Origin of the sequence: Paenibacillus sp. Soil522 (assembly GCF_001428245.1) — a bacterium.
Taxonomy (GTDB): Bacteria; Bacillota; Bacilli; order Paenibacillales; family Paenibacillaceae; genus Pristimantibacillus.
The window spans coordinates 1-22,379 of the sequence record NZ_LMRV01000047.1; the positions used below are offsets into that span (position 1 = coordinate 1).

General features: G+C 49.0%; 16 protein-coding genes and 1 tRNA gene. 1 reads left to right on the forward strand and 16 read right to left on the reverse strand.

Annotation, left to right across the window (positions count from 1 at the left end; translation table 11 throughout):
- Window positions 1-138: 138 nt before the first annotated feature.
- From ASG81_RS15825 to nrdR, 5 genes are all read right to left on the reverse strand, one after another.
- The gene (locus ASG81_RS15825) at window positions 139-1,065 is read right to left on the reverse strand and encodes an NAD(P)-dependent alcohol dehydrogenase (protein ID WP_056636098.1); all 927 of its coding nucleotides are present in this window, start codon (window positions 1,063-1,065) and stop codon (window positions 139-141) included.
- Between the two features lie 114 nt (window positions 1,066-1,179).
- A complete protein-coding gene (locus tag ASG81_RS15830) occupies window positions 1,180-3,855 on the reverse strand; it encodes a LuxR C-terminal-related transcriptional regulator (RefSeq protein ID WP_056636101.1) in 2,676 nt (891 codons plus the stop codon).
- A 215-nt stretch (window positions 3,856-4,070) separates the two neighbouring features.
- Complete coding sequence (locus ASG81_RS15835; protein ID WP_056636104.1) at window positions 4,071-10,322, reverse strand: OmpL47-type beta-barrel domain-containing protein; 6,252 nt, start codon at window positions 10,320-10,322, stop codon at window positions 4,071-4,073.
- A 661-nt stretch (window positions 10,323-10,983) separates the two neighbouring features.
- Window positions 10,984-11,059 (reverse strand) — tRNA-Ala (locus tag ASG81_RS15840).
- Between the two features lie 43 nt (window positions 11,060-11,102).
- Window positions 11,103-11,585 (reverse strand): transcriptional regulator NrdR, encoded by a 483-nt coding sequence (gene nrdR / locus ASG81_RS15845; RefSeq protein ID WP_056636107.1) that lies wholly within the window; start codon window positions 11,583-11,585, stop codon window positions 11,103-11,105.
- 143 nt (window positions 11,586-11,728) lie between these two features.
- Between nrdR and ASG81_RS15850 the strand changes: the two genes are divergently transcribed.
- Window positions 11,729-11,947, forward strand: a complete 219-nt coding sequence (locus tag ASG81_RS15850) for an alpha/beta-type small acid-soluble spore protein (protein WP_056636109.1) — start codon at window positions 11,729-11,731, stop codon at window positions 11,945-11,947.
- A 112-nt stretch (window positions 11,948-12,059) separates the two neighbouring features.
- On the opposite strand, the gene ASG81_RS15855 is transcribed toward ASG81_RS15850, so the two are convergent.
- The 11 genes from ASG81_RS15855 to pstA form a co-directional block, all read right to left on the reverse strand.
- A complete protein-coding gene (locus tag ASG81_RS15855; protein WP_056636112.1) occupies window positions 12,060-12,626 on the reverse strand; it encodes a lytic transglycosylase domain-containing protein in 567 nt (188 codons plus the stop codon).
- Entirely contained in the window at window positions 12,623-13,219 is a 597-nt protein-coding gene (gene coaE / locus ASG81_RS15860; RefSeq protein WP_056636115.1) for a dephospho-CoA kinase, read from the reverse strand. Before coaE ends, ASG81_RS15855 begins: the two co-directional genes overlap by 4 nt.
- Window positions 13,220-13,234: 15 nt before the next feature.
- The gene (gene ytaF / locus ASG81_RS15865) at window positions 13,235-13,951 is read right to left on the reverse strand and encodes a sporulation membrane protein YtaF (protein ID WP_056636118.1); all 717 of its coding nucleotides are present in this window, start codon (window positions 13,949-13,951) and stop codon (window positions 13,235-13,237) included.
- A 132-nt stretch (window positions 13,952-14,083) separates the two neighbouring features.
- Window positions 14,084-14,935: a DNA-formamidopyrimidine glycosylase gene (gene mutM / locus ASG81_RS15870; RefSeq protein WP_056636122.1), complete on the reverse strand. Its 852-nt coding sequence runs from the start codon at window positions 14,933-14,935 to the stop codon at window positions 14,084-14,086.
- A 48-nt stretch (window positions 14,936-14,983) separates the two neighbouring features.
- A complete protein-coding gene (gene polA, locus ASG81_RS15875; protein ID WP_056636126.1) occupies window positions 14,984-17,662 on the reverse strand; it encodes a DNA polymerase I in 2,679 nt (892 codons plus the stop codon).
- A gap of 99 nt (window positions 17,663-17,761) precedes the next feature.
- Window positions 17,762-18,991, reverse strand: coding sequence for an EAL domain-containing protein (locus ASG81_RS15880; RefSeq protein ID WP_056636129.1), 1,230 nt, complete (start codon window positions 18,989-18,991; stop codon window positions 17,762-17,764).
- Complete coding sequence (locus tag ASG81_RS15885; protein WP_056636132.1) at window positions 18,988-19,473, reverse strand: hypothetical protein; 486 nt, start codon at window positions 19,471-19,473, stop codon at window positions 18,988-18,990. The genes ASG81_RS15880 and ASG81_RS15885 overlap by 4 nt, the downstream gene beginning before the upstream one ends.
- Window positions 19,433-19,723, reverse strand: a complete 291-nt coding sequence (locus tag ASG81_RS15890; RefSeq protein ID WP_056636135.1) for a hypothetical protein — start codon at window positions 19,721-19,723, stop codon at window positions 19,433-19,435. Before ASG81_RS15890 ends, ASG81_RS15885 begins: the two co-directional genes overlap by 41 nt.
- 176 nt (window positions 19,724-19,899) lie before the next feature.
- Entirely contained in the window at window positions 19,900-20,559 is a 660-nt protein-coding gene (gene phoU / locus ASG81_RS15895) for a phosphate signaling complex protein PhoU (RefSeq protein WP_056636139.1), read from the reverse strand.
- An 80-nt stretch (window positions 20,560-20,639) separates the two neighbouring features.
- The gene (gene pstB / locus ASG81_RS15900; protein ID WP_056636142.1) at window positions 20,640-21,395 is read right to left on the reverse strand and encodes a phosphate ABC transporter ATP-binding protein PstB; all 756 of its coding nucleotides are present in this window, start codon (window positions 21,393-21,395) and stop codon (window positions 20,640-20,642) included.
- 108 nt (window positions 21,396-21,503) lie between these two features.
- The gene (pstA, locus tag ASG81_RS15905) at window positions 21,504-22,379 is read right to left on the reverse strand and encodes a phosphate ABC transporter permease PstA (protein ID WP_056636145.1); all 876 of its coding nucleotides are present in this window, start codon (window positions 22,377-22,379) and stop codon (window positions 21,504-21,506) included.

Here is a 22,379-nt window from a genome sequence, read left to right on the forward strand (position 1 = left end):
AAAAAAGATGACCCCCGACGAATTCAGAGGTCATCTCCTTGCTAGTTAAGCCTAGGGCTGTTTGTTATAAACCGTCCACAAATAGGGTCACAGTTCAGAACCCAAGCGTTAGCGGTTTTATTTGTTATGGAGCCTAAGTTAGATTTTATGATCATGCTCCACCGTGATGACAACATTTCCCTTTTTGCGCCCTTTTTCTACATATCCGTGAGCCTCGCGAATTTGTTCCAGCAGATAGCGTCTATCGATGACCGATTTTATCTTACCCGTTTCAATAAGCTCTTTGAGGAAAATTAAATCTTCAATACGTACCTTTGCGATCCCCTGCCCATCAACTGTCACGTATTTCCCGTTCGGAGCTAATGCTTTCTTGCAATTCGATTTTGAGTTTTTCCCAACTGCATCAAAGATGATATCAAACTGATCTCCACTTTTCGTAAAATCCTCCTTCGTGTAATCTATTACCTTATCGGCTCCCAGAGATTTCACCAATTCCAAATTTGCGGAACTGCATACCCCGGTTACTTCTGCCCCAAAATATTTGGCAAGCTGCACCGCGGAAGTGCCTACCGCACCTGAAGCTCCAAAGATAAGAACTTTTTGTCCTTTCCGGATATTTCCTTTCCTAAGAAAATGCAATGCTGTCGTCCCCCCAAAAAGAACGGCAGCGGCTTCCTCATAGGTCACATTGGTCGGCTTTATGGCCAACATTCCATCTTCAGGCAAACATGAGTACTCGGCATAACCCCCGAATCCCATCCCGGTTAATGCAAAAACCCGGTCACCTTTCTTAAATCTTTTCACATTTTTACCTATTTGTTCGATTTCTCCAGCTAATTCCACGCCCAGTATAGGCTTTCTTGGTTTTCTGAGGCCTAAAAATATTCGCATGGGGAGCCAGTATAAGATAGGACTGTTGAAACTTCGAACTCTACAATCCCCTGATGTTACTGTTGTCGCATGAACCTTTACCAGTACTTCATTGTCCTTGGGAGTTGGCTTATCTACCTCTGCCAGCTGAAGAACATCCGGTGATCCGTATTTTGTGCATACAATCGCTTTCATGGGATTCCTCCACACTCAATTTGCAATAAGTATATCTGCAGCACGGTATTGGCATATAGATACTAAAGTATGGTTTTGGAAAATGTTGTAGTTGTTAATCGGGTAAATCTCACCTCACAACAGATCCAACTTGCGGGCACGTGCTACTGCTTCGGTGCGCCGTTTTACCTGCAGTTTGTCAAAGATAATCTGGTTATGCCCTTTAACCGTACTGAGCGCGAGGAAAAGTCGCTCGCTAATCTCACGATTCGAGAGTCCTTGAGCTATGAGGTGCAGTACTTCCAGTTCCCGCTCGCTCAGTGACTCGATAAGGGGCTTGGCAGGCTGGGCTAGGCGCTGATCAGATTTGACTTCACTTTTCTGTTCCCCGGCTTCATATTCAGCCAGCAGCTTACCTAGATAGTTCGGCATCATTTCATGAGCAGCTGCTTCTCTCATCAACATACGCATCGGAATACCTCCGTCGATAAAAATCCGGATGAAGCCGCCGGGCTCGGCAATCGTCAAAGCGTCTACAAGCAGCTGCACGGCTTTGAACTTTTCACCATGCGCATGCAGAGCAACCGCTTGCACAACCATTATCTTGAGCCGTTCATCCTTTAGGCCCTTTGCCTCCGCCTGCACACGCAATGGCGTAAGCACCGCCAGTGCTGCGGTCGAGTCTCCCTGCGCCAGATGCACCCGAGCTTGGCTGAAGTGACGCTCGTGCTTCTGCGCCAAATGAGCGGCTGCCGCCAAATTGCCCTGGTAAAGCAAAGCAAGTACAAGTGCGTCAGCAATATGGGGCATCTGATTCACGAAATTATGCTGGCGAGCGACATGGTCAGCCTTTGTTAAAATAGCGGCCGCGCCGCTCACCTCTCCCCGCGCAAGCTTCAGCCTTGCGAGAAGCACCTCACCTGCAACGACTCTGTCCGTATGTTCAAACTGCTTCGCCAGTTGGACCGTCTGTTGACCGTGCTGCATAGCGGCATCCAAATCGTTCCATTCATAAAATATACGGGCTAAGCCTAGGTGTGCTTCGCAAGCAACCGGCAGCGGCGGATTACCTGCCATATTAAGAACAAGCCGATAAGTCTCAGCCGCCGCATAAAGCTGGTTTTCTGCTTCCTGTATGTTCCCTAGGCCGAGTGTAGCCAAAATGGTGATCATGACATGCCCGATCATCTGACTGACCGATAACGCTTCGGCATAGGCCTTACTGGCCGCGGCACGATCCCCCTGGAGCTGGTAAGCATATCCCAGTGTCCAGACAGTGGCTGTACGGACAGGCAGGTTGTCTGGGTGCAAATATTCCAGAGCACGACGCGACTCGGCAATAATGGTATCTGCCTGATGCTTGCTGACAGCCAGCGTAGCGCGAATGGCGGCAATATGTCCGATAAGATCATGGGTCTTATCGTCTTGCCCGGCACCTTGCAGGGCTTTTTCAGCAGCTTGCAGTTTCAGTTCAACACCGGTCATTTGGCCCGCCATCAGCAATGCAGAAGCATACATCACCCATAACGCGGGTCTTGCATCCAGTTCCTCGATTGGCATTGAAGCCAGCCAACTCATTACAGGGGCCACTGCACCACGAAAGAGCAAGGGCATCCCCTCTCCCTCCATCAGGCGAGCGGCGCGCTGGATATCATTGGCGGCAGCGGCATGGTGAAAAGCTTCAATCGCAAGGCTATTGTCTTCATACCATATGCTGGCACGTATATGTAATTCAGCCACGACCCTCACATCATCCCCTTTATTCGAGATGATGCTCTGGTGCAGCCGTTTTCGCAGCAAATCAGCAAAGAGATGGTGATAACGGTACCAACGCCGCTCGTTGTCCAGCGGGACGATGAATAGGTTGGCGTGTTCGAGATATTCCAAGGTTTCTTGTCCGGAAGCAGAGGGGGCGAGGTGTTCCAAGGCTCCCCTGCGAAGAACGGCATCGCAAAGAGGACCGCACAACCGGTCGAGGATTGATGTGCTTAACAAGAAAGTCTGAATGCTCTCGGATTGCTGCTGCAGCACTTCTTCAACCAGATAGTCAACTACGAAATGATGGCTGCCTGTGAAAGATTGGATGAAGCTGGAAACGTCTTTATGTCCCTTCATAGAGAGCGCAGCTAATTGCAGGCCGGCAATCCAGCCTTCTGTGCGGGATTCAAGCAGGGCGATGTTTTCCGATGAAAGGTTTAGCCCCATCACCTGGCCCAGAAATTCGGCCGCTTCGGGGGAGGTAAAGCGCAAGTCTGTGGCGCGCACTTCAGTCAATTGGTCCCTGACACGTAACTGTGCCAAAGGTAGACGTGGATCCTCGCGGGTGGCGATGACCAGATGCATCTGTGGCGGCATGTGCTCAAGTAGAAAGGCGATGGCATTGTCAATCGGTCTGGCATCAATAACGTGGTAATCGTCAAGGACGAGTACGAATTTGTCCGGAATGGCGGTGATTTCATTGAGCAAGGCCGTTATAATCGTTTCGGTTGGCGGCGGCTGAGGGGATTGGAGCAAAGCAAATACGCCATCTCCAATATTCGCCGCAATCGTCTGCAAAGCAGCGAAGAGATATGTCAGAAAGCGTGCAGGATCGTTATCTCCCTCTTCCAGTGACAGCCAGGCGGCTGGTTGCGAGCAACCGGCAAGCCATTCGCTGACAAGCGTCGTTTTACCACAGCCGGCGGAAGCAGAAATGAGGGTCAGCTTGCCTTGCGTACCTTCGTTCAGACACTCGATCAGGCGGGGGCGGAGGACAACTTTAGACCGGGGCGGGGGGATACATAGTTTAGTGGATAAAATTGGTGTAGACATAATAACCACCGTTCTACGCCGTCAATTGCAGCGGTTTAATACGTACTATTCATATTATGTTCGACAGTTTAACTGTATTTCCCTTTTGTGTCCCATGTTCGAACCTACACATCAATAGCCGACCGGAAAGCATTCCCTCGCTGTACAACCCACGCTTTAGATATAACAGAGAGGAAGGCACAATGACCTTCCTCCCTTATCCTGGTGATATTTAGTTATTGTTCGGCTAGATCATGAGGCACTGTGACGGTTACAGAAATTGCCGTTTTGTTGCCCGCTTTGTCAGTTACCGTGTACGTAATGGTATAGATGCGTGCTTTTTCCGCACGCAAGGTGAATGAAGTGTCGGCGGTACCGAAATCAGCCTCAATATCGCCTAGACCGCTATCTGGTTGATCGCTCGTAATGGACGTTAAAACCACAGAATCAACGCCCGACTCATCATCGTTCGAATTCAGCACGGCATTAACGGTCACCATTTTGTGATTTCCCGGCCAAATTGACGTTTGATCCAATTGGACATATTGCTCCGGCGCCGTCTTGTCAACCTTAAATTCAACGGTTTTGATTTGTTCTACATTGCCTACCAGATCCGTGCTGCGGAAATTGACGGTATACACCCCATCACCAAAGGCTGGGATGGAACCCGCGTAAGCAATCCAGGACCCGTTGTTTACCTGATATTCGGTCATTCCCACACCGGATAAGTCATATGCAGACAGGCTTACCGTTACATCCGACGTATACCAGCCGTTGCTGCCGTTAGGCGCTGCCGGATTTAAAGTTGCGGCTGTAACAGGCTCAATCTTATCGATATTGCTTACAGCATAGCTGCTGACATTCGATACGTTGCCTGCGTCATCCGTGCTTCGCGCATTCACCGTGTTGTTTTCGGAAACAACCACAGGTGCGGTGTATGCTGTCCATGCGCCGCTGTCGCCTACTTTGTACTCCTTCACCGCCGCGTCCTCCGGATAGCTGATTGTTAAGGTGACAACTTGATTGGTTGGAACTATAGTGTCGGCCGACAACGCTGGGTCCGCCGGCGCTGTCTTATCGATATTGCTGAGCGTGTAGCTCGTCACAATCGCCACGTTGCCCGCAGCATCCGTGCTCCGCGCATACACCGTGCCATTGGCCGATACGACCACAGGAGAGGTGTACGCTGTCCATGCGCCGCTGTCGCCTACTTTGTATTCCTTCACCAACGCGTCGACCGGATAACTGATCGTAATAGTGACATCCTGATTAGTCGGCGCTGTGATGTCTGCAACGAAGGTTGCACCCTCAATCGTCTTGTCAATGTTCACTGTAACCGTATGCTGCTGTTCCACATTCCCAGCCCAGTCCACGCTCCAATAGACGATCGAATGCGTTCCCTCGGCTGTCAACGTAACCGTGTTCCCGGTTTGCTGCGCGCCGCCGTCAACTTTGTAATAGGTAACTGCCACACCGGAGCTTTCATCAGCAGCGTTGAAGCTGACCGTCGTATCCTGATTAACCCAACCCTGCGGCGCATTATCGGTTGTAACCGGAGACGTCACGTCTGCCGCTTTCACTACCCCATGCAGTCTCAGTTCAGCCATATTTCCATACCACGTACTCCAATTCCAAACACGGATATAACGGTACGGTACTTTACTGCTGACCGAGAGGCTTTGCCAATCTCCTGAAGCTACAGCTGCTGTTGTCAGATCCGTCCAGGTCGTATTATCGTTGGAGCCTTGGATCACAGTGTTCTTAATTCTGCCAAGCAGATTGCTTTCTTGTCTTCCAATCAGCTCTACACTCGAAAGAGTAGCTTGATTGCCTTGCTTAAAGTCAAAGGTAATATAGCTTCCCGTTCCAGTGCCGTTCAAACGGTAATCAGTTATTGAACCTAAATTACTGTCAAACAGACTATTCGTGATTGACAAGGTTGTTGCTGCAGTTCTTCCTGAAGTGGAATCAATGAGATTGGCGATGCTTGTTACATTGCTAATCAAATCCGATTCATCGACAAGATACAGCTTGGAGCCGTCTGTTGTCGATGCCGCCGGGTATCCATCCACTCCGCTTTGCGTCCTGTAATTAACGGCGAACGTTACGTTGCCTGCCGCTGCGCCTTGATTCAAGGTCGCCTCTGCTGTCCAGTTGATGTTATCGGCCGAACTAACCGTTGCATCCTGACCTTGAATCTTGACCTGTACGTTATTGATCACTTCTTTGGCTTTGAAGGTCAGTTTTACTGTATTGCCTGGCACAATCCTCGTTTTAAGGCTCTGAGCCGAGCTGATCGAAACCGTCTCGATTTTGTTCGTGGCTTCAACAGAGCCATACAACCGTAATTCCGCCATATTCCCATACCAGTTGTTTTCATTATAAATACGGATATAACGGTATGGTACAGTGCTGCCAATGCTTAAGGTCTGCCAATCCATCGTCTTTCCTGCTGCTGTGGAAATGGTCGTCCAGTTCGTATTATCGTTGGAGCCTTGCACCACCGCACCGTTGATTCGGGCATAATTGCTATCTTGCCTTGAAAGCACCTCTGCCTTCGACAGCGTGACGAGATTGCCTTCTTTAAAGTCAAACGTAATGTATCCGCCATATCCGCTGCCATTTACACGGAAATCGGTAATTGTACCTGTATTGCTATCAAATAAATTACCTGCCGTTGCCAAGAGATCTGCCGGATTTCTTCCGCTGGAATCACTTAAAGTAGTGATGGCCAGCACATCTTTAATCAACCCTGTCTCGTCGGTAATGTACAGCGATGAGCTGTCGGTTGTCGTCGTTTTTTCCGGTCCGTCGATTCCGGCTGCCGTTTTGTAATTGATGCTGAAGGTCACTGGGCCTGGACTTACGCTATTGCCCATCACGGCCTCTGCTGTCCAGTTGATATTGTCAGCCGTGGACACCGTTGCAGCTTGGCCATGAATATTGACATTCAAATTATTAATCATTTCGGTGGACTTGAAGGACAATTTGACCGTATTGCCCGGAATAATTCGTTTTTGGATGCTTTGTGCCGAGCTCATGGAAACCGAATCGAGCTTGGACATGATTTTAACATCGCCATACAAGCGTAATTCAGCCATATTTCCATACCAGTTGTTACCATTTGTTATGCGGATATAACGATAAGGATTGGTACTGTTAATCGTAAGCGTCTGCCATTCCGTTGTATTCCATGCTGCACCCGAGATGGTTGTCCAAGTCTCGTTGTCGTTGGAGCCTTGCACCACTGTGCCATTTATTCTGCCAGAGAAACCATCTTGCCTTGCAATCACTTCCACCTTAGAAAGTCTGGCCTCGCCGCCTTCTTTAAAGTCGAAGGTAAGGTATGCTCCATAACCGCTGCCATTTAGACGGAAATCCGTAACGGAACCTAAATTGTTATCAAACAATAGGCCTGCCGTTGCCAGGAGATCTGCCGGATTTCTTCCGCTGGAATCGCTTAAGTTCGCGATCTCAAGCAGATTGGACACATAACCTGTCTGATCGGAAATAAATAAATTAGAGCCATCCGTTGTAAAGATGGTTTCCGCCGCATCGACTCCCGCTGCCGTTTTGTAATTAAGCTTGAATTTGACTGTACCTGCTTGCACGCTTGGAGCTACAACCAGCGTTGCTGTCCAGTTCAGATTGTCAGCCGTAGAAATCGTTGCAGCTTGGCCTTGAATTGTGGCTGCTACATCTTGAATCTGTTCAGTTGACTTGAAGGACAATTTGATTGTATCTCCCGGAACGATTCGATTTTTCAAGCTTTGATCCGAGCTGATGGAAACGGACACCAGTTTGTTTACCGTCTCATCGCGCTGACCAAAGATTCTAAACTCAGCGATTTCCAGCATGCTACTCGACGGCTGAATCATTTGCATTTTCAAGAAGCGGAATTGCTGATTTTTGAGTCCTTCTTCGACCTCAAGTCTCTGCATTTCTTCCGTAACCGTCGTTAGGCCAGGTGTTAACCTTGTCCAATTTTCTTTATCATTGGATCCGAACATGGCAACGCCGCCTACACGTTCCGGAAAGCTGGCTCTTACCTGAAGCTCGAAGGCATTTGCCGAAATTTTGTAGCTTGGCCCAAAATCCATGTAATGTGTCCGATCTTGTGCTCTAAAAAAGCCTACAAAGCTGTCATTCGTACCGTCCAACCAGTTGGGAACGTCATTGCCCATGGTTGAACTAACAAACATATTCGTATAATTAACGCTTCCGTCATTCATCAAAGGCGTCAATTTTTGAAGACCTTGAACCGCACTATTCAAGTCAAATAGTTTCTGATAGAAAACCTCATCCGATGCACTAGCGATTTGATTCATTACGTCAGCATACACATTTTGATAGTGTTCAAGCGTTGACGTAATATAAAGTGTGTTTGCATCATAAGGTGCAATTACTGCGTTAACTGCAGATTGACGATCGTTTGCTACGACTATAGTAACGTCCCTGGTCGTAACCGAAGTGCCGTCTGACGCACTTACGACAAAGGAATACGTTCCCGCTTGTGTTGGAAGCCAGGAAAATGCCCCGGTGGTCACATCGAACGCTGCACCCGTAGGTAAATGATCCGCCTGATAGGCAACTACATCCGTTGCACCTGCATCTGTTGCTGAAAATTCGAAATTGACCGTTGCCGCAGACCCGACATAGGTAAATAAATTTAAGTCTTCACTGCCTGCTGTAAATGCTGGAGGCGTCAGCTGTACTCCAGCTTTTAAATTAACGTGGTCAATATCAACTGTAGTGCCGGCTCCTTTTACATTGAAATAAACGAGGTCGCCGAACCCTTGGAAATTATTGAACGCATAGCTGATATATCTCCATTGCCCCTTCGTATCCGGCAGCGTCACGGTATCGCCAAACACTTCCATTTTCGCTACGCCATTGGTCCGAATCTTGAATGCAATGGTTCTCTCGCCGCTGCCGGCACCAACATATGCAATTCTGCTTCCCTCTTCCGTTGCCGTAATCTGGACGAAAGCAGTATCTCCCTCTTGTATTGTGGTCGAATTACTGTCAAGCTTCGTGTACCTGTCTTCTATTTCTCTCAAATCTGGATTTGTTATCGCCTTCGGAATATTCTGTGTACCCTCGGCCTCCGCTTCTTTAGGAATATAAAGCCAATAATCCCCGCCTCCATCCGGCGACTCCCAGAAGAAAGGCAGTCTCTTGGCAAACATCTCGGTAAAGTATGGAGCTTCTGCCTCCATATTTATTCCTGCCGTATATTTATAGTAATAGTAAAGGTCATACACATTGCCGCCAATTCTTCCCCTATAACCGCCAGCCAGATGTTTATAAATGATGGTTGGACTTCCATTTACATCTGTATGTGCCGCAACTGGTATCCATGGTGTATAGTAACCAATCATGTACCGGCCAAAAAAGTCGGCAGCCTTTAAGATTCGATTATCCAGAAATTCGTAGGGGCCAACAGCATTCGGCGCTGTAGAAATAGTCCCTTCCACCGGATCTACCTTTGTTCCTTGGGCAAGCAATAAACGCGATAAAATTTCCATATTGGTTACGTCTCCGGCGCCATGCGCCTGATCCCTACCCATTTCGACATGCTGAACGACTGGAGGATTTACCGGCTCTCCTGTTACGATATTGGTATCTACCAATCTGAACAATTGTTTAATAGATCCATTCTGACCTTGGTCAACAGCTGTCTCGTTAACAGTAAACCACTCTACTCCCTCAGCATACCTTTCACTGTTGCCAGTAAAGATATAACCTGACATAGCTCCAATCAACGGATAAAGATGCTGATTCATAAAGCGGTAATTCGTATGCTGGAAGGTTTCGATTACTGGAGTGATCAGATTTGTCGTAAAATCGGTTGTATCTTGAACTGTCCACTCCAGTTCTGGTGTTTGAGTGCCTGTATACCGTAAGATTTCCGCAGCGGTAACCATCCGGTTGAGCGGGATTCCCGTGTGAATATGCGCATCATTAAAATACGCGTATTTCGTAGGATCCATATGCGACCAAATTCGGATAATACGCATTGCATTTGCCCGATAAGCCTCATCACCCATTACATAATACATAATGGCTTGGGTATAAGCCTTCAAACCGTCTTGTATAAATCTCTGATTAAAGCTCTGGCTATTAAAAGCATCAATGCCTGGTGTCGTTGGACCGGCGCCTTGATTGCTTGATCCGACGGTCTTTGAAGCGGTTGAAGAGTAGAGCATTTGATTAAAATAAGTATTCCAAGGTTCTTTTTGCGCCCGTACCTGTGTCCTCATATTTTCAAGAATATCCTTGGTAAGTCCGATACCAGGATGTTTGAAACCGCTTGCATCGATGGTCTCATTAATTGTTGGTTGGTAATCCGTAAAAATCGATTGTTCCGCTGCAGATACTTCCGCCGGAAAAGGCAGGATCGTTGCCAACAAACTTATGGATACAACTATGGACAAAAAACGCTTATTAAACCTATTTCCAAAATTAAGCCCTTTCAGAAACTTCATATGTAATTCTCCCCCTAGATATAATGTGCTTACAACTACTTGCGGCCCCCCAAGATAGAAATAGTTCTTAAACAAATGCTCCGAAACTTTAATCACATCCACAAAATTTCCTCTTATACAACATCTAAGCATCTTTCAGTATTTTCAGAATTAACTCTATCATCATGAAAGCGCTCTATCCATTGCAATATTATTCGTTTTCATCCGTTTTCTTTAAATCCCCTTGAAGCATCCTCCTAAATATCCATATTGCTCCAAACTTGGTTGATCTGTGCTTGCATAGGAAAAACATGTCCCCGAAGGGGCAATCGGCGTTAGGTGAAAATAAAAGCCCGCAAATGGCCTATCGTAAGAACAGTAAGACTGTTTGCTTTGTCGATGTTGAAACGCTCTCTAATGTTTTTATGTACAGCGAGAAACGCAAGGTGGATAAAGTTGGTTGTAAGCGTAAGAAGGGCGTTTGGCCAAGCCCATAAAAAACCTCAAACATGTGAGGTCTTTAAGCGGTAGATTCAGACGCCGTGCTCCTTAGTTAGTTGTTTATGCTTTGAAGTCTATTCACTTCATTCCGTCCACGCGGACTGAACCGGGATTCGCCCCTTGCTGGGCTCCACCAAAACAAAAAAAACCACTTCGCAAGAAGTGGTTTGAATTATTGTTTTGGTGGAGCCTAGGGGGATCGAACCCCTGACCTCATCGCTGCCAGCGATGCGCTCTCCCAGCTGAGCTAAGGCCCCAAATGACGACAAGATTGATCTTAGCATAGCGTAGTAAGATTTGTCAATCTCTATCTATCATACCGTTTAGCGGGTGCTTGGAGAGCAGGTTGTTGAGCTCCTTCATGAACATATCGATATCCTTGAATTGACGATAAACGGATGCAAAGCGGACGTAAGCTACCTCGTCGACAGGGTATAACTGGTTCATGACGATTGCGCCGATATCGCTGCTATCAACCTCGGCATGAGCTGTTGTGCGAAGCTCCTTCTCAACCTCGGATACGATAACCTCCAGCCGTTCAACAGGCACAGGACGCTTCTCGCAGGCGCGGATAAGGCCGCGTAATATTTTGTCGCGACTGAATTCTTCGCGGCTTCCGTCTTTTTTGATGACGATTAGAGGCGTTTCTTCAATCATTTCGAATGTCGTGAATCGGCGGCTGCACTTTTCACATTCACGGCGGCGGCGAATTGATTTGTTTTCGTTGGCCGGTCTGGAGTCTAATACTTTCGTTCCGGCATAGTCGCAGTATGGGCATTTCATGTTGCGTATTGCCTCCTTTCTTAGTTGCAAAAATCCTTTGAATCTGGCTTTTTAAAATTATTTTCAATTTCCATCTAATTCCTGTAATGAAGTTTTGATTTTTGCACATAATACGTTTACCAACCGCAAGGAGGTGAATATACATGAGCGCATCCCGCAGCAGTAACCAATTGGTTGTACCTCAAGCGACAGCAGCACTTGACCAAATGAAATTTGAAGTGGCTCAAGAGCTAGGCATCGCGATTCCGCAAGACGGATACTACGGCAACATGGCAACTAAAGACGCTGGCTCCATCGGGGGATTCATTACCCGTCGCCTAGTGCAAATTGCTGAACAATCCCTTGCTGGTCAATACAAATAATGATTCATTACAAGTTGTATGAATAAAGGATGCTTTGGCCGGGCCCGTTCATAAGTGACGGGCCTCCAAGGCTTCTTTGTATTTTCGTATTTGCTAAGCTAATGATGATCACTTAGAAGCTCGGATAGATATCCTTATACTTATTATAATAGTATATGACCCGTTGTACATAGTGCCTAGTCTCGCCGAACGGTATTTGCTTCACCGATTCCATTGTCCCGTCCCACACACCCGTATCAAGCCACTTCCGAACATTGCCTGGCCCAGCGTTGTACGCGGCTATGGCAGCGACCTTATTGTGATCAAATTGCTGATCAAGGGATTTCAAATACCATGCGCCCACCTCAATGCTAACGTCCGCACGATGCCGGAGCATGTCTTCCGTTACTTCCTTAAAGCCCGCCCTTTGAACGACCCAATCCGCCGTTTCAGGCATAATTTGCATCAATCCTAAAGCGCCCTTCCTCGACTCCTGGTCTGTCCGGAAGTTTGTTTCACTCCGGATGATTGCAGCTACCAAGTGGGGCTCAACGCCGTAGTTAGAAGCACTTGCACGAATGTCTTCCTTATAATAAACCGGATACATCCATGCGGCGAGCCAATCCGATTTGAGAAATAAAATCATCATAAGCCCCAGCAGCATGACAAGAAACACTCTCTTCTTTAGAAGCACTCTCATGGCAAGCACTGACTTTTCCAAAATTCGTCAAGCTGACGCTCCGTCTCGGCTAGCGTTCCGCTGTTATCGATGACCCAATCCGCATTCGTTCGCTTCTGCTCGATATCCATTTGCAGCGCTATCCGGCGGCTTGCTTCTTCCTCAGACAAATGATTTCTTTCCATCAAGCGCGTTTTCTGAATCTCAACAGGCACATAGACAACCATAATGCCATCGTATAAATTTTGCTGCCCGGTTTCGTACAAAAGCGGTATATCCGCTACGACTAATCGTTCGGGGAACTGCTCCTTGTACGTATGTATTCGCTGCTGCATTCTTGTACGAATGGCCGGGTGGGTGATCGCTTCGAGCTTCGCTAGCGAGGCTTTATCGCGGAAAACGATTTCGCCTAGCGCTTTCCGGTTAAGCGAGCCGTCCGCTTCAAGAACAGCTTGTCCGAACGTAGAGGCTATTGCCTCTAATGACGGTTCTCCGGGAAGGACAACCTCCCTTGCGACTTGATCGGCATCGACCAGCAGCGCACCGCGTTCTATAAGCATTTTTGCGATAGTGCTTTTACCGCTGGCAATACCGCCGGTTAATCCGATTTTCATCCAGTTCACCTCAAATTATAACAACTTCATGATTCCCATCATGATTAATAATATGCCTGGCAGAAAAGATAATGTTTGCATTCCTCTCCAAGTGGAGAAACGAAAGCCAAAACGGATGCCTCCTATTAGAAAGATCGCGCTCGCTGCCGCAATCGTTAGAGATGTAAATAAGGAAGGCAAACCGATCAACGCTGCCCCAAGCCCTGCTCCGAATGCATCAAGCGATAACGCAACCCCGAGCATCACCGCTTCCGAGGCGGAAATCGTTCCCGATTTGTCAACGTCTGCCGCTTGCGGAGTTCGTAAAATTTGAATCACAAGCCCAAGGTACTTTAGCTCCACCATCATCACAAGAGGCGGGTTTGCAAATTCTCCGGCCCGCTTTTTCGCATCGCCTTCAGCTGCTTCTGCGCTTCCTTGATCTGAGGCCCCCTCCGTCTCGTTCGCCTCATTATTTTGCTTCCCGCGCTTGACTTGCAGCAGTGCCCAGCCTCCAACCAGAATGAGTACGCAAGCTCCAATGAGCCGTGCGACAAATTCGGAAAGAAAACCGGTCAGCAAGCCGCCAACCTGCATGGACAAGTAAATGATAAGGCCGGAGCAGCAAGCAATGATCAACACCGACAGCAATGGAATCCGAATTCTCCGTAAGCCGTACGTAACACCAACGCCAAATCCGTCTAAACTAACGGCAAAAGCAAGAACTAACAGTGATGCAACATGCGCGAACAATTCCTTAGTCCCTCCCCGCACAGCGGCTGCCCTGCTCACCTTAAAGCTGTGAGTAGTCATCCGCCTATTGTTCGTAACACATCTATCATATGCGGGGAGTATTTGACTGTGCATGCCGATAAGGAATTGCTGCTAAACCATTACTTTATGAGCTACGGCAAGCGGCTGGCATTTGCTGCAAATATGCGTGCCTCTGCCTCCAACCGTAAATTTCCGAATTGGTCTTGCACAGGCCGGACAAGGCTCATCCTTCTTGCCGTAAACGAGCAGCTGATGCTGAAACATGCCCATCTCGCCTTGCCCGTTCACATAAGATTTGATCGACGATCCGCCTGCTTCAACGGCATGCGCCAGCGTCGAGCGAATCGCTTCATATAATCGCTTCCATTCAGCCGGTTTCAACGTATTTGGCGTTCGTTCCGGGTGAATTCGTGCTTGGAACAGCGCTTCGTCCACATAAATATTACCTAAGCCGACAATATGCTCTTGATTCAGCAGCAGCGGCTTAATCTTCGTTGCACGCTTCTCCAGCTTGCCGCGCAGCGCTTCCAGTGTAAAGGAAGGCTCCAGCGGCTCAATACCCAGCTTGTTAAGCGGCGGAAGCTCAAGTTCCTGTCCCGACTGGAACAGATGCATCGTGCCAAACTGGCGCACATCTTTGTAGCGCAGATCCGTCCCATCGTCAAAATGAAAAATCACATGCGTATGCCGCTCTAGCGGTTCCTCTGACGGAAACACCCCATAGCGTCCTTCCATACGCAAATGAGACACAAGCACAAGCCCATCCAATATAATTCGCAAAAACTTGCCGCGACGCTCAACCGTTTCAATCGTATGTCCAACAAGCGCATCCGCAAACTGCTCAGGCTCTGCCGGACGCTGTATAATACGCGGGAGTCTAACGGTTACCGATTGGATTCGTTTTCCCGCTACAAGTTCAATTAACGTTCGCCTTACGGTTTCTACCTCTGGCAATTCAGGCATATCTCCTCACCTCAACAACCATTATAACCGAAACTGCAAGGCAATGGGCTACTTTGCTTCGTACCAATTGTCACCGTAGCTCACATCTGCCTTAAGCGGAACATCAAGCTTGAGCGCTCCCGCCATTACTTCGGGCACAAGCGTCTTCATCAGCTCCAGCTCCTCCTTCGGCACTTCGAATACAAGCTCATCATGCACTTGAAGCAGCATGCGGCTCTTCAGCTTGCGTTCGCGCAGCGCCGTATCCATATGCACCATCGCCAGCTTAATAATATCTGCCGCAGTGCCCTGAATCGGCGTATTCATCGCCGTCCGTTCCGCGAAGGACCGCACGTTGAAGTTGGAGGCGTTTATGTCATTCAAATAACGTCTCCTCTCCAGCATCGTAGCCACATAGCCGTCGCGCCGCGCTTGCAGTACGATGTCGCTCATATATTGCCTGACACCCTTGAACACTTCCTTATAGTTCTCAATGAATTTACCCGCTTCTTTCGGCGATATGCCAAGGTTTCTCGAAAGGCCAAAATCGCTAATCCCGTAGACGATACCGAAGTTTACCGCCTTCGCCGAGCGCCGCATGTTGGAATCGACCTGATCGGCCGAAACGCCGAATACGTCCATAGCCGTCTTCGTATGGATGTCCATATCCTCGATGAACGCTTCCTTCATCTTCTCATCGTCAGCGATATGCGCAAGCACGCGAAGCTCGATCTGCGAATAGTCGGCTGCCAGAATGAACCAGCCCGGCTCTGATGGAACAAACGCTTTCCGGATTTGGCGGCCTTCCTCCAGCCTGATCGGAATGTTCTGCAGGTTGGGGTACTGGCTGCTCAGACGTCCAGTTGCGGCTATTGTCTGGCGGTAGTACGTATGCACCTTGCCGGTTTCCTTGCGAACCTCCTTTAGCAACCCCTCCACATAGGTCGACTGCAGCTTCGAGAGCTGACGATAATGCAAAATAAGCGGAATGATCTCGTGATAAGGAGCCAGCTCTTCCAGTACCTCGGCATCGGTCGAATAGCCTGTTTTCGTCTTTTTCTTAGCGGGCAGTCCAAGCTTATCGAACAGAATCTCGCCAAGCTGCTTCGGTGACCCGATATTGAATTCCGTTCCTGCATGCTTATACACATCGCTAATGATAACCGTTAACTGGCGCTCCAGATCGCGTCCGAGCGCTTCGAGCTCTTCCTTCTCCACCTTGATGCCCAAATGCTCCATGCCTGCAAGAATACGGGACAACGGCTGCTCCATGTCAAAATAAAGCTTGCTCATGCCGGTACGATTCAGCTCTTCCGTCAATAAAGGCACCAGCTGGCGAACCGCTTCGGCCTTCAGCGCCAGATGCCGGTAAAGCGTATCCGCGTCCGGCAGCTTGAACTTCGCGCCTTTACCATAAACGGCCTCATCAGACGGCAAGGTGGATAGTCGCTGCTTCTCATTGATTCCGCTAAGCGTCTGGCTCGCGTCTGTCGGATCAAGCAAATAAGCGGCCAGCTGCACATCGAACGCCGCTCCCTCGAAGCGGATCCCGCTCCATTTGAAAGCGAGCTCTATCTTATGCAGATCAAAGCCGTACTTCGGCTTGCCGGGCTGCTCCAGCCACTCGCGAAGCTTCGCCGCGAAGGGCTGCTTCAGCACGGAGAACGGAAGTGCAAATACCGCTTCCTCTGTGGCGACCGCCAGGCCGATTAGCTCTGCATGATGCGGATTTTCGCCTATCGCTTCTACAAACAAGCCGTTTTTGTCCGACTTCTCAAGCAACTGAACGAGCTTCTCCAAAGCATCCGCATCATTGTCCGAATCGATCACATAGATATTTAAGTCTGCAGCAGCAGCCTGCGCTTCCTCTTCCATATCTCCCGCTTCCGCGCCCAATTGCAGCCGCTCGATAAGCGATTTGAATTCGAGCCTGCGGAATGCCTCCGCCAGCTTCATGCCGTTATAGCCGTCATAGCGGATCTCATCGATACCCTGCTCAATCGGCACCTCACGAAAAATCGTCGCCAGCCTCTTGCTCATCGTGGCGTCATCCTTATGGTTCTCGATGTTTTCCTTCAGCTTGCCCTTCAGCTTGTCCAGATTTTCCAGAACGCTCTCGACGGTGCCATGCTCATGCAGCAGCTTAAGCGCTGTTTTCTCGCCAACGCCCGGCACGCCCGGAATATTGTCGGAGGTATCGCCCATCAGCCCTTTGAGATCGATAATTTGATTCGGTACGAGTCCGTATTTCTCTTGAATCGCTTCCGGCGTATACAGGTCAACCTCGCTGACACCCTTACGCGTAACTGCTATAGTTACCTTGTCCGATGCGAGCTGCAGCATATCCTTATCGCCGGTAACGACGACAGTCGGCACGCCCTTCTCGTCTGCCGCCTTCGTCAAAGTACCGATAATATCATCGGCCTCATAGCCGGACAGCTCGAACTGCGCAATGCTGAACGCATGCAGCAGCTCCTTGAGCACCGGAAACTGCTCCGATAGCTCCGGCGGCGTCTTTTGTCTTCCGCCTTTATATTCGCTATAGCCTTCATGACGGAACGTAATTTTGCCGGCGTCAAATGCCACAAGCACGTGAGTCGGCTTTTCTTGCTCGAGCAGCTTAAGCAGCATCGTCGTAAAACCAAATATCGCATTCGTATGCTGACCAGCTGAATTCGTGAGCGGCGGCATCGCGAAAAACGCGCGGTAAGCTATACTATTTCCGTCAATTAGCATCCATTTTTCCATATGGGATCAACACCTTCTTTATGTAGCATATATACCCATAAGTATACCACAAAAAGGGCTTTCCCCAAGCATCGCAGCCTAAGGAAAGCCCCTCTCTATTTAATACTGCACAGCCGAATGAAAAGCAGACGGCCTGCCCAGCAAATACCCTTGCGCGTACTCGATCCCCATTTCACGCACCTTGGCCAGCTCCTCTTCGAGCTCAATGCCTTCGGCGATGATTGATATATCCATTTTGGCGGCCAGCTGGATTAACGTATACAAAATATGCTCCTTCATCTCATCGAGATGAATGTTTTGAATGATCGACCGGTCCACCTTCAAATAATCCGGCCGCAGCTCGACGATCGATTGCAGCGACGAATAGCCCGCTCCTACATCATCGATTGCGATCTGATAGCCTTGGCTTCGATAATGCTCCAGCGCTTTCTTCACGGAGCCGAAATCGGCAATCGAGCTTCTTTCCGTAATTTCAAACACGACATTATGCGGCGACAATCGGTGCTGTTCCAGCAGGCTAAGCGTCTGTCCCGGCGAGAAGCTGGGATCCTCCATAATTTGCGCCATTACGTTTATGAACAGCTTCTGCTCATGCCCTAACGGCATGCAGCCATCAATCGCCTTCTCCCTTGCGAGCCGGTCAAGCGAATAGGTCAGCCCCTCCTGCTCCGCAAACAGAAACAGCTCAAGCGGTCCCGGAAACCACGTCCGGTCCTCCGTGCGTGTAAGCGACTCGTAGCCGAATACTTCTCCCTGATTTTGCAGTGAAACGATGGGCTGATAGACAGGCTGAATTAAACGCTCGCCTATTAAACGCTCGATAGCTCTGCGCTTTAAGCTGCGCTCCATCGCATCGGCCGATTGACCGTGCAAAATCGCTTTTTTCATCGCTTCATACCAAATCGATCCATCCATCATGTGCGTATCGGCCGTAACGACAGCAACGCCCGCATGCAGCTTTCCTTCCGCTTGATGCTTGTCCTCACTGCGCAGACCTTGTGCAAAGCGCTGCTCCCACACTGCAGTATGCTTATGCGCAAGCTCAAGAAGCCAGCCCTCCAACAGAGAGTGATGGTCGGATGGCAGGCGCATATGAATGAACAAATCATCATTCATCCACTGCAAGCCCTTATAAAGCAGGGAGCCGCTAAGTGCCGCTTCCACCTCATGCTCTGCAAAAACACGCCATTGTTCCTGCAAGGAGCACACATTGTTCTTCCGATTAGCTGCTGGAAAATGCCATGACAAATAAATGATACCGAGATGGCCTGAGCTCCCGTTTTCCGCGACGTTTAGCTGCACTAACTCCTGAAGTTGTCTCAAGTTCAATTTCGTTCCTCTCTATGATGCATTCCTTTTATTTGGTCCATGACATAGACGCTGCCCTTAAGCGCTTTTGCGTGCTTCTTCAGCTTTGCCGCCAGCCTCGGAATATCCTCGGTCGAAAGTGGTACCTCGCCATCCCATATCATGAGTGACAGCGAGAGGGTTACGCCCTCCTGCTCTACGAGATTGCCGTGCCGATCCTCAACAGTCGTTATTTGAGCGCCGCCGTAGAACGCTTTGATGCCGTCATCGAATCTTTTTATCAACGCTTGACACAGGCGCTCTGCGACCTCTGCACCCGTAACCGTGATGAAATCATCGCCGCATATATTCCCGATAAAATCGTCGCCGCCGCCGAGCAGACTTTGCTCCTTACGCAATACATCAGCTAAATATCGGATAAGATCATCGCCAAGACCGAAGCCGAAGAAATCGTTGTACCATTTAGCCCGCCATTTCCAGGTTGCTCTCCAAAACCGCTTCACTACGGTCAATGCCGGGTGACATATTATATGCGCTCTGCTCCATCGCATCGAGCAGCATGCGGTAAATAACCGTTTCCGAGGAACGGCCAGTTGCAGGAGGAAAGGCGGCAGCCATGCCGATGCTGACCTCAAATTCCTTGTCTGCGCGATGCTCGCTTGCTCCTTTTTCCCATGACTTCCGCAGCCTGGAGGTTAGACGCTCCAACGCTTTTTCAGTAAGCCTGAGAATCGGCTCGTCCTTCTCGATCAACCGTTATCTCGTTCTGTTATTTTATGTATAACTTTAACAGCCAATTGTGATTGGAGATGCATAAAAGAGTTAATTCTCGGTAAAATCCGGCAGATTGTAGTCCTTTTATCCTAACCTCATAAAAAAACCGTCTAAGCATAAGGGCTTAAACGGTTTTAAGTATCGTTTCGTTTTTCTTATACGTTCAAATCCGGTCTGCTGCCCGTTACGAGGTAAACGACGCTTTCACCGATGTTCGTCGCATGGTCGCCGAATCTTTCCAGGTAGCGGCCAACGAAGGCAAGCAGAGAAGATTGCGTAATGTTGCTGGGATTTTCCATCATAAGCGAATAAAGCTCGCGGGTAATTTGTCCGTAAAGGGCGTCGACCTGATCATCGTCCTTCGCCATTTTGTAGGCCAAATCCACGTTTTCCTGAATGAACGATTGAATCGACTCATAGGTCATCAACTGAACGATTTCTGCCATACGCGGCAAGTCGATCAACGGCTTAATAAGCTCCTGCCCCTCCAAACGCAATACAACCTTCGCTATATCGACGGAAAGATCGCCCATCCGCTCCAAATCACTGGCGATTTTGAAAGCGGACAAGATGCGGCGCAAATCCTTAGCGACCGGCTGCTGTGTCGCAATTAGCTTCGAACCGATTTCAGTAATTTTTTCTTCCATTTGGTTGAGCGTCGGATCTTTTGTTATGACCTGCTTTGCACGTTCGATATCGACCGCCTTCAGCGCCTCCATCGATTCTGCGAGCGCTTTTTCCACAAATGTACCCATGTCAATAAGCAGATCATGAAGATGCTCAAGTCCCTGGTCAAACTCTTTACGTATGGTCATACGGCATTCCTCCTATAAGGTTTATGAATCAAACCTACTTAGATAGCGTAGGCTTAAGGTTTGTGTAATAAAAGGATGGCTTAGCCGAAGCGTCCGCTAATGTAATCCTCCGTGCGCTGATCGGTCGGATTGGAGAACAGCTTCTCCGTATCCGAGTATTCAATGACCTCTCCATTTAAGAAAAACACGGTTTGGTTCGATACACGGGCTGCCTGATGCATGTTATGTGTAACCATCACGATCGTGTACTTATCCTTCAGCTCCTGAGCCAGCTCTTCGATCTTCAGCGTGGAAATCGGGTCAAGTGCTGATGTCGCCTCATCCATGAGCAAAATATTCGGATTTACCGCAAGGGCGCGGGCAATACAAAGACGCTGCTGCTGTCCGCCGGATAGGCCGAATGCGGATCGCTTCAGGTGATCCTTAACTTCTTCCCACAATACGGCGGATTTCAAGCTCGTTTCTACAATCTCATCGAGCTCCCGCTTGCTCGTAATGCCGTGCAGACGAGGTCCGTATGCGACGTTGTCATAAATCGATTTCGGGAAAGGATTCGGCTGCTGAAACACCATGCCTACCTTTTTGCGGAGCGTCTCTACATCCACTTCATTCGAATAAATTTCCGTTCCGCCTATCGAAATGCCGCCCTCGATCCGGGTACCGGGAATCATATCGTTCATACGGTTCAGCGTACGAAGCAGCGTCGACTTGCCGCAGCCGGATGGCCCGATGAAAGCGGTGATCGCTTTCTCCGGTATCGTTAGCGTTACATCCTTCAAAGCGTGGAAAGCGCCGTAGAACAAATTCAATTTGTTAATATTGATAAGTGCTTCCAAATCGTTCTCCTCCTATATATACGCAGTTAAGCTTAACCTTCATGCAGGCTTAAACTGAATTTTTTCATCGCAAAACGAACTTCGCCAGCTTTCGCCTCACAACCCGCTTTAAACGTTCTTCTGATACTTGTTGCGAAGCAGAATAGCTGAGAAGTTCATTAACAGCAGCAGCGCGAGTAGAACGATAATACCGCTGGCCGCTAGCTCCTTGAACTCAAGCTGAGGCTTAGACAACCAGTTGTACACTTGAATCGGAATAACGGTAAACGAATCCCTGAGACCCTCTGGCAAAAACGCGACGTAAGTCAATGCTCCGATCATAACGAGCGGCGCCGTCTCGCCAATTGCCCGCGACATCGCGAGAATGACACCGGTCAATACGCCCGGAAGAGCCGACGGCATGACCGACCGGTATACGGTTTGCCATTTGGTTGCGCCAAGCGCGAACGACGCATCGCGGCGCGATTTGGGAACTGCGCGGATCGCTTCCTGTGCGGAGACAATAATGATAGGAAGCACAAGCAATGTCATTGTCAATGCGCCGGCAATAAGGCTGCGGTCAAGCGCGAGAAGACGGACAAACAAGGTTAAGCCCAAAATACCGTATACGATAGACGGAACGCCTGCCAAAGTACTGATATTAAGCTGAATCATCCGGGTAATCCGGCCCTTCTTTGCATATTCCTCCAAATAAATCGCCGCTCCTACGCCGAAAATAAAGGAAACGGGCGCCATAATAAACAGCATATAAATCGTACCGACAAGCGCAGACTTCATGCCGGAGCCTTCCGCTCTACGGGACGGAAAATTCGTGAACAGGTCCGGCTGAATCCGGGAAATACCATCGATTAAAATATCTATGATTAGCGCGCAAAGCGCGATAACGCCGATCGAGGTAGCGACGACGAACAGGATATGCAGCATCCAATCCGTTTTCCGCCTGTTTGCGATTTGCTTACGGTTCGCATCTTGAAATAAGTTCAT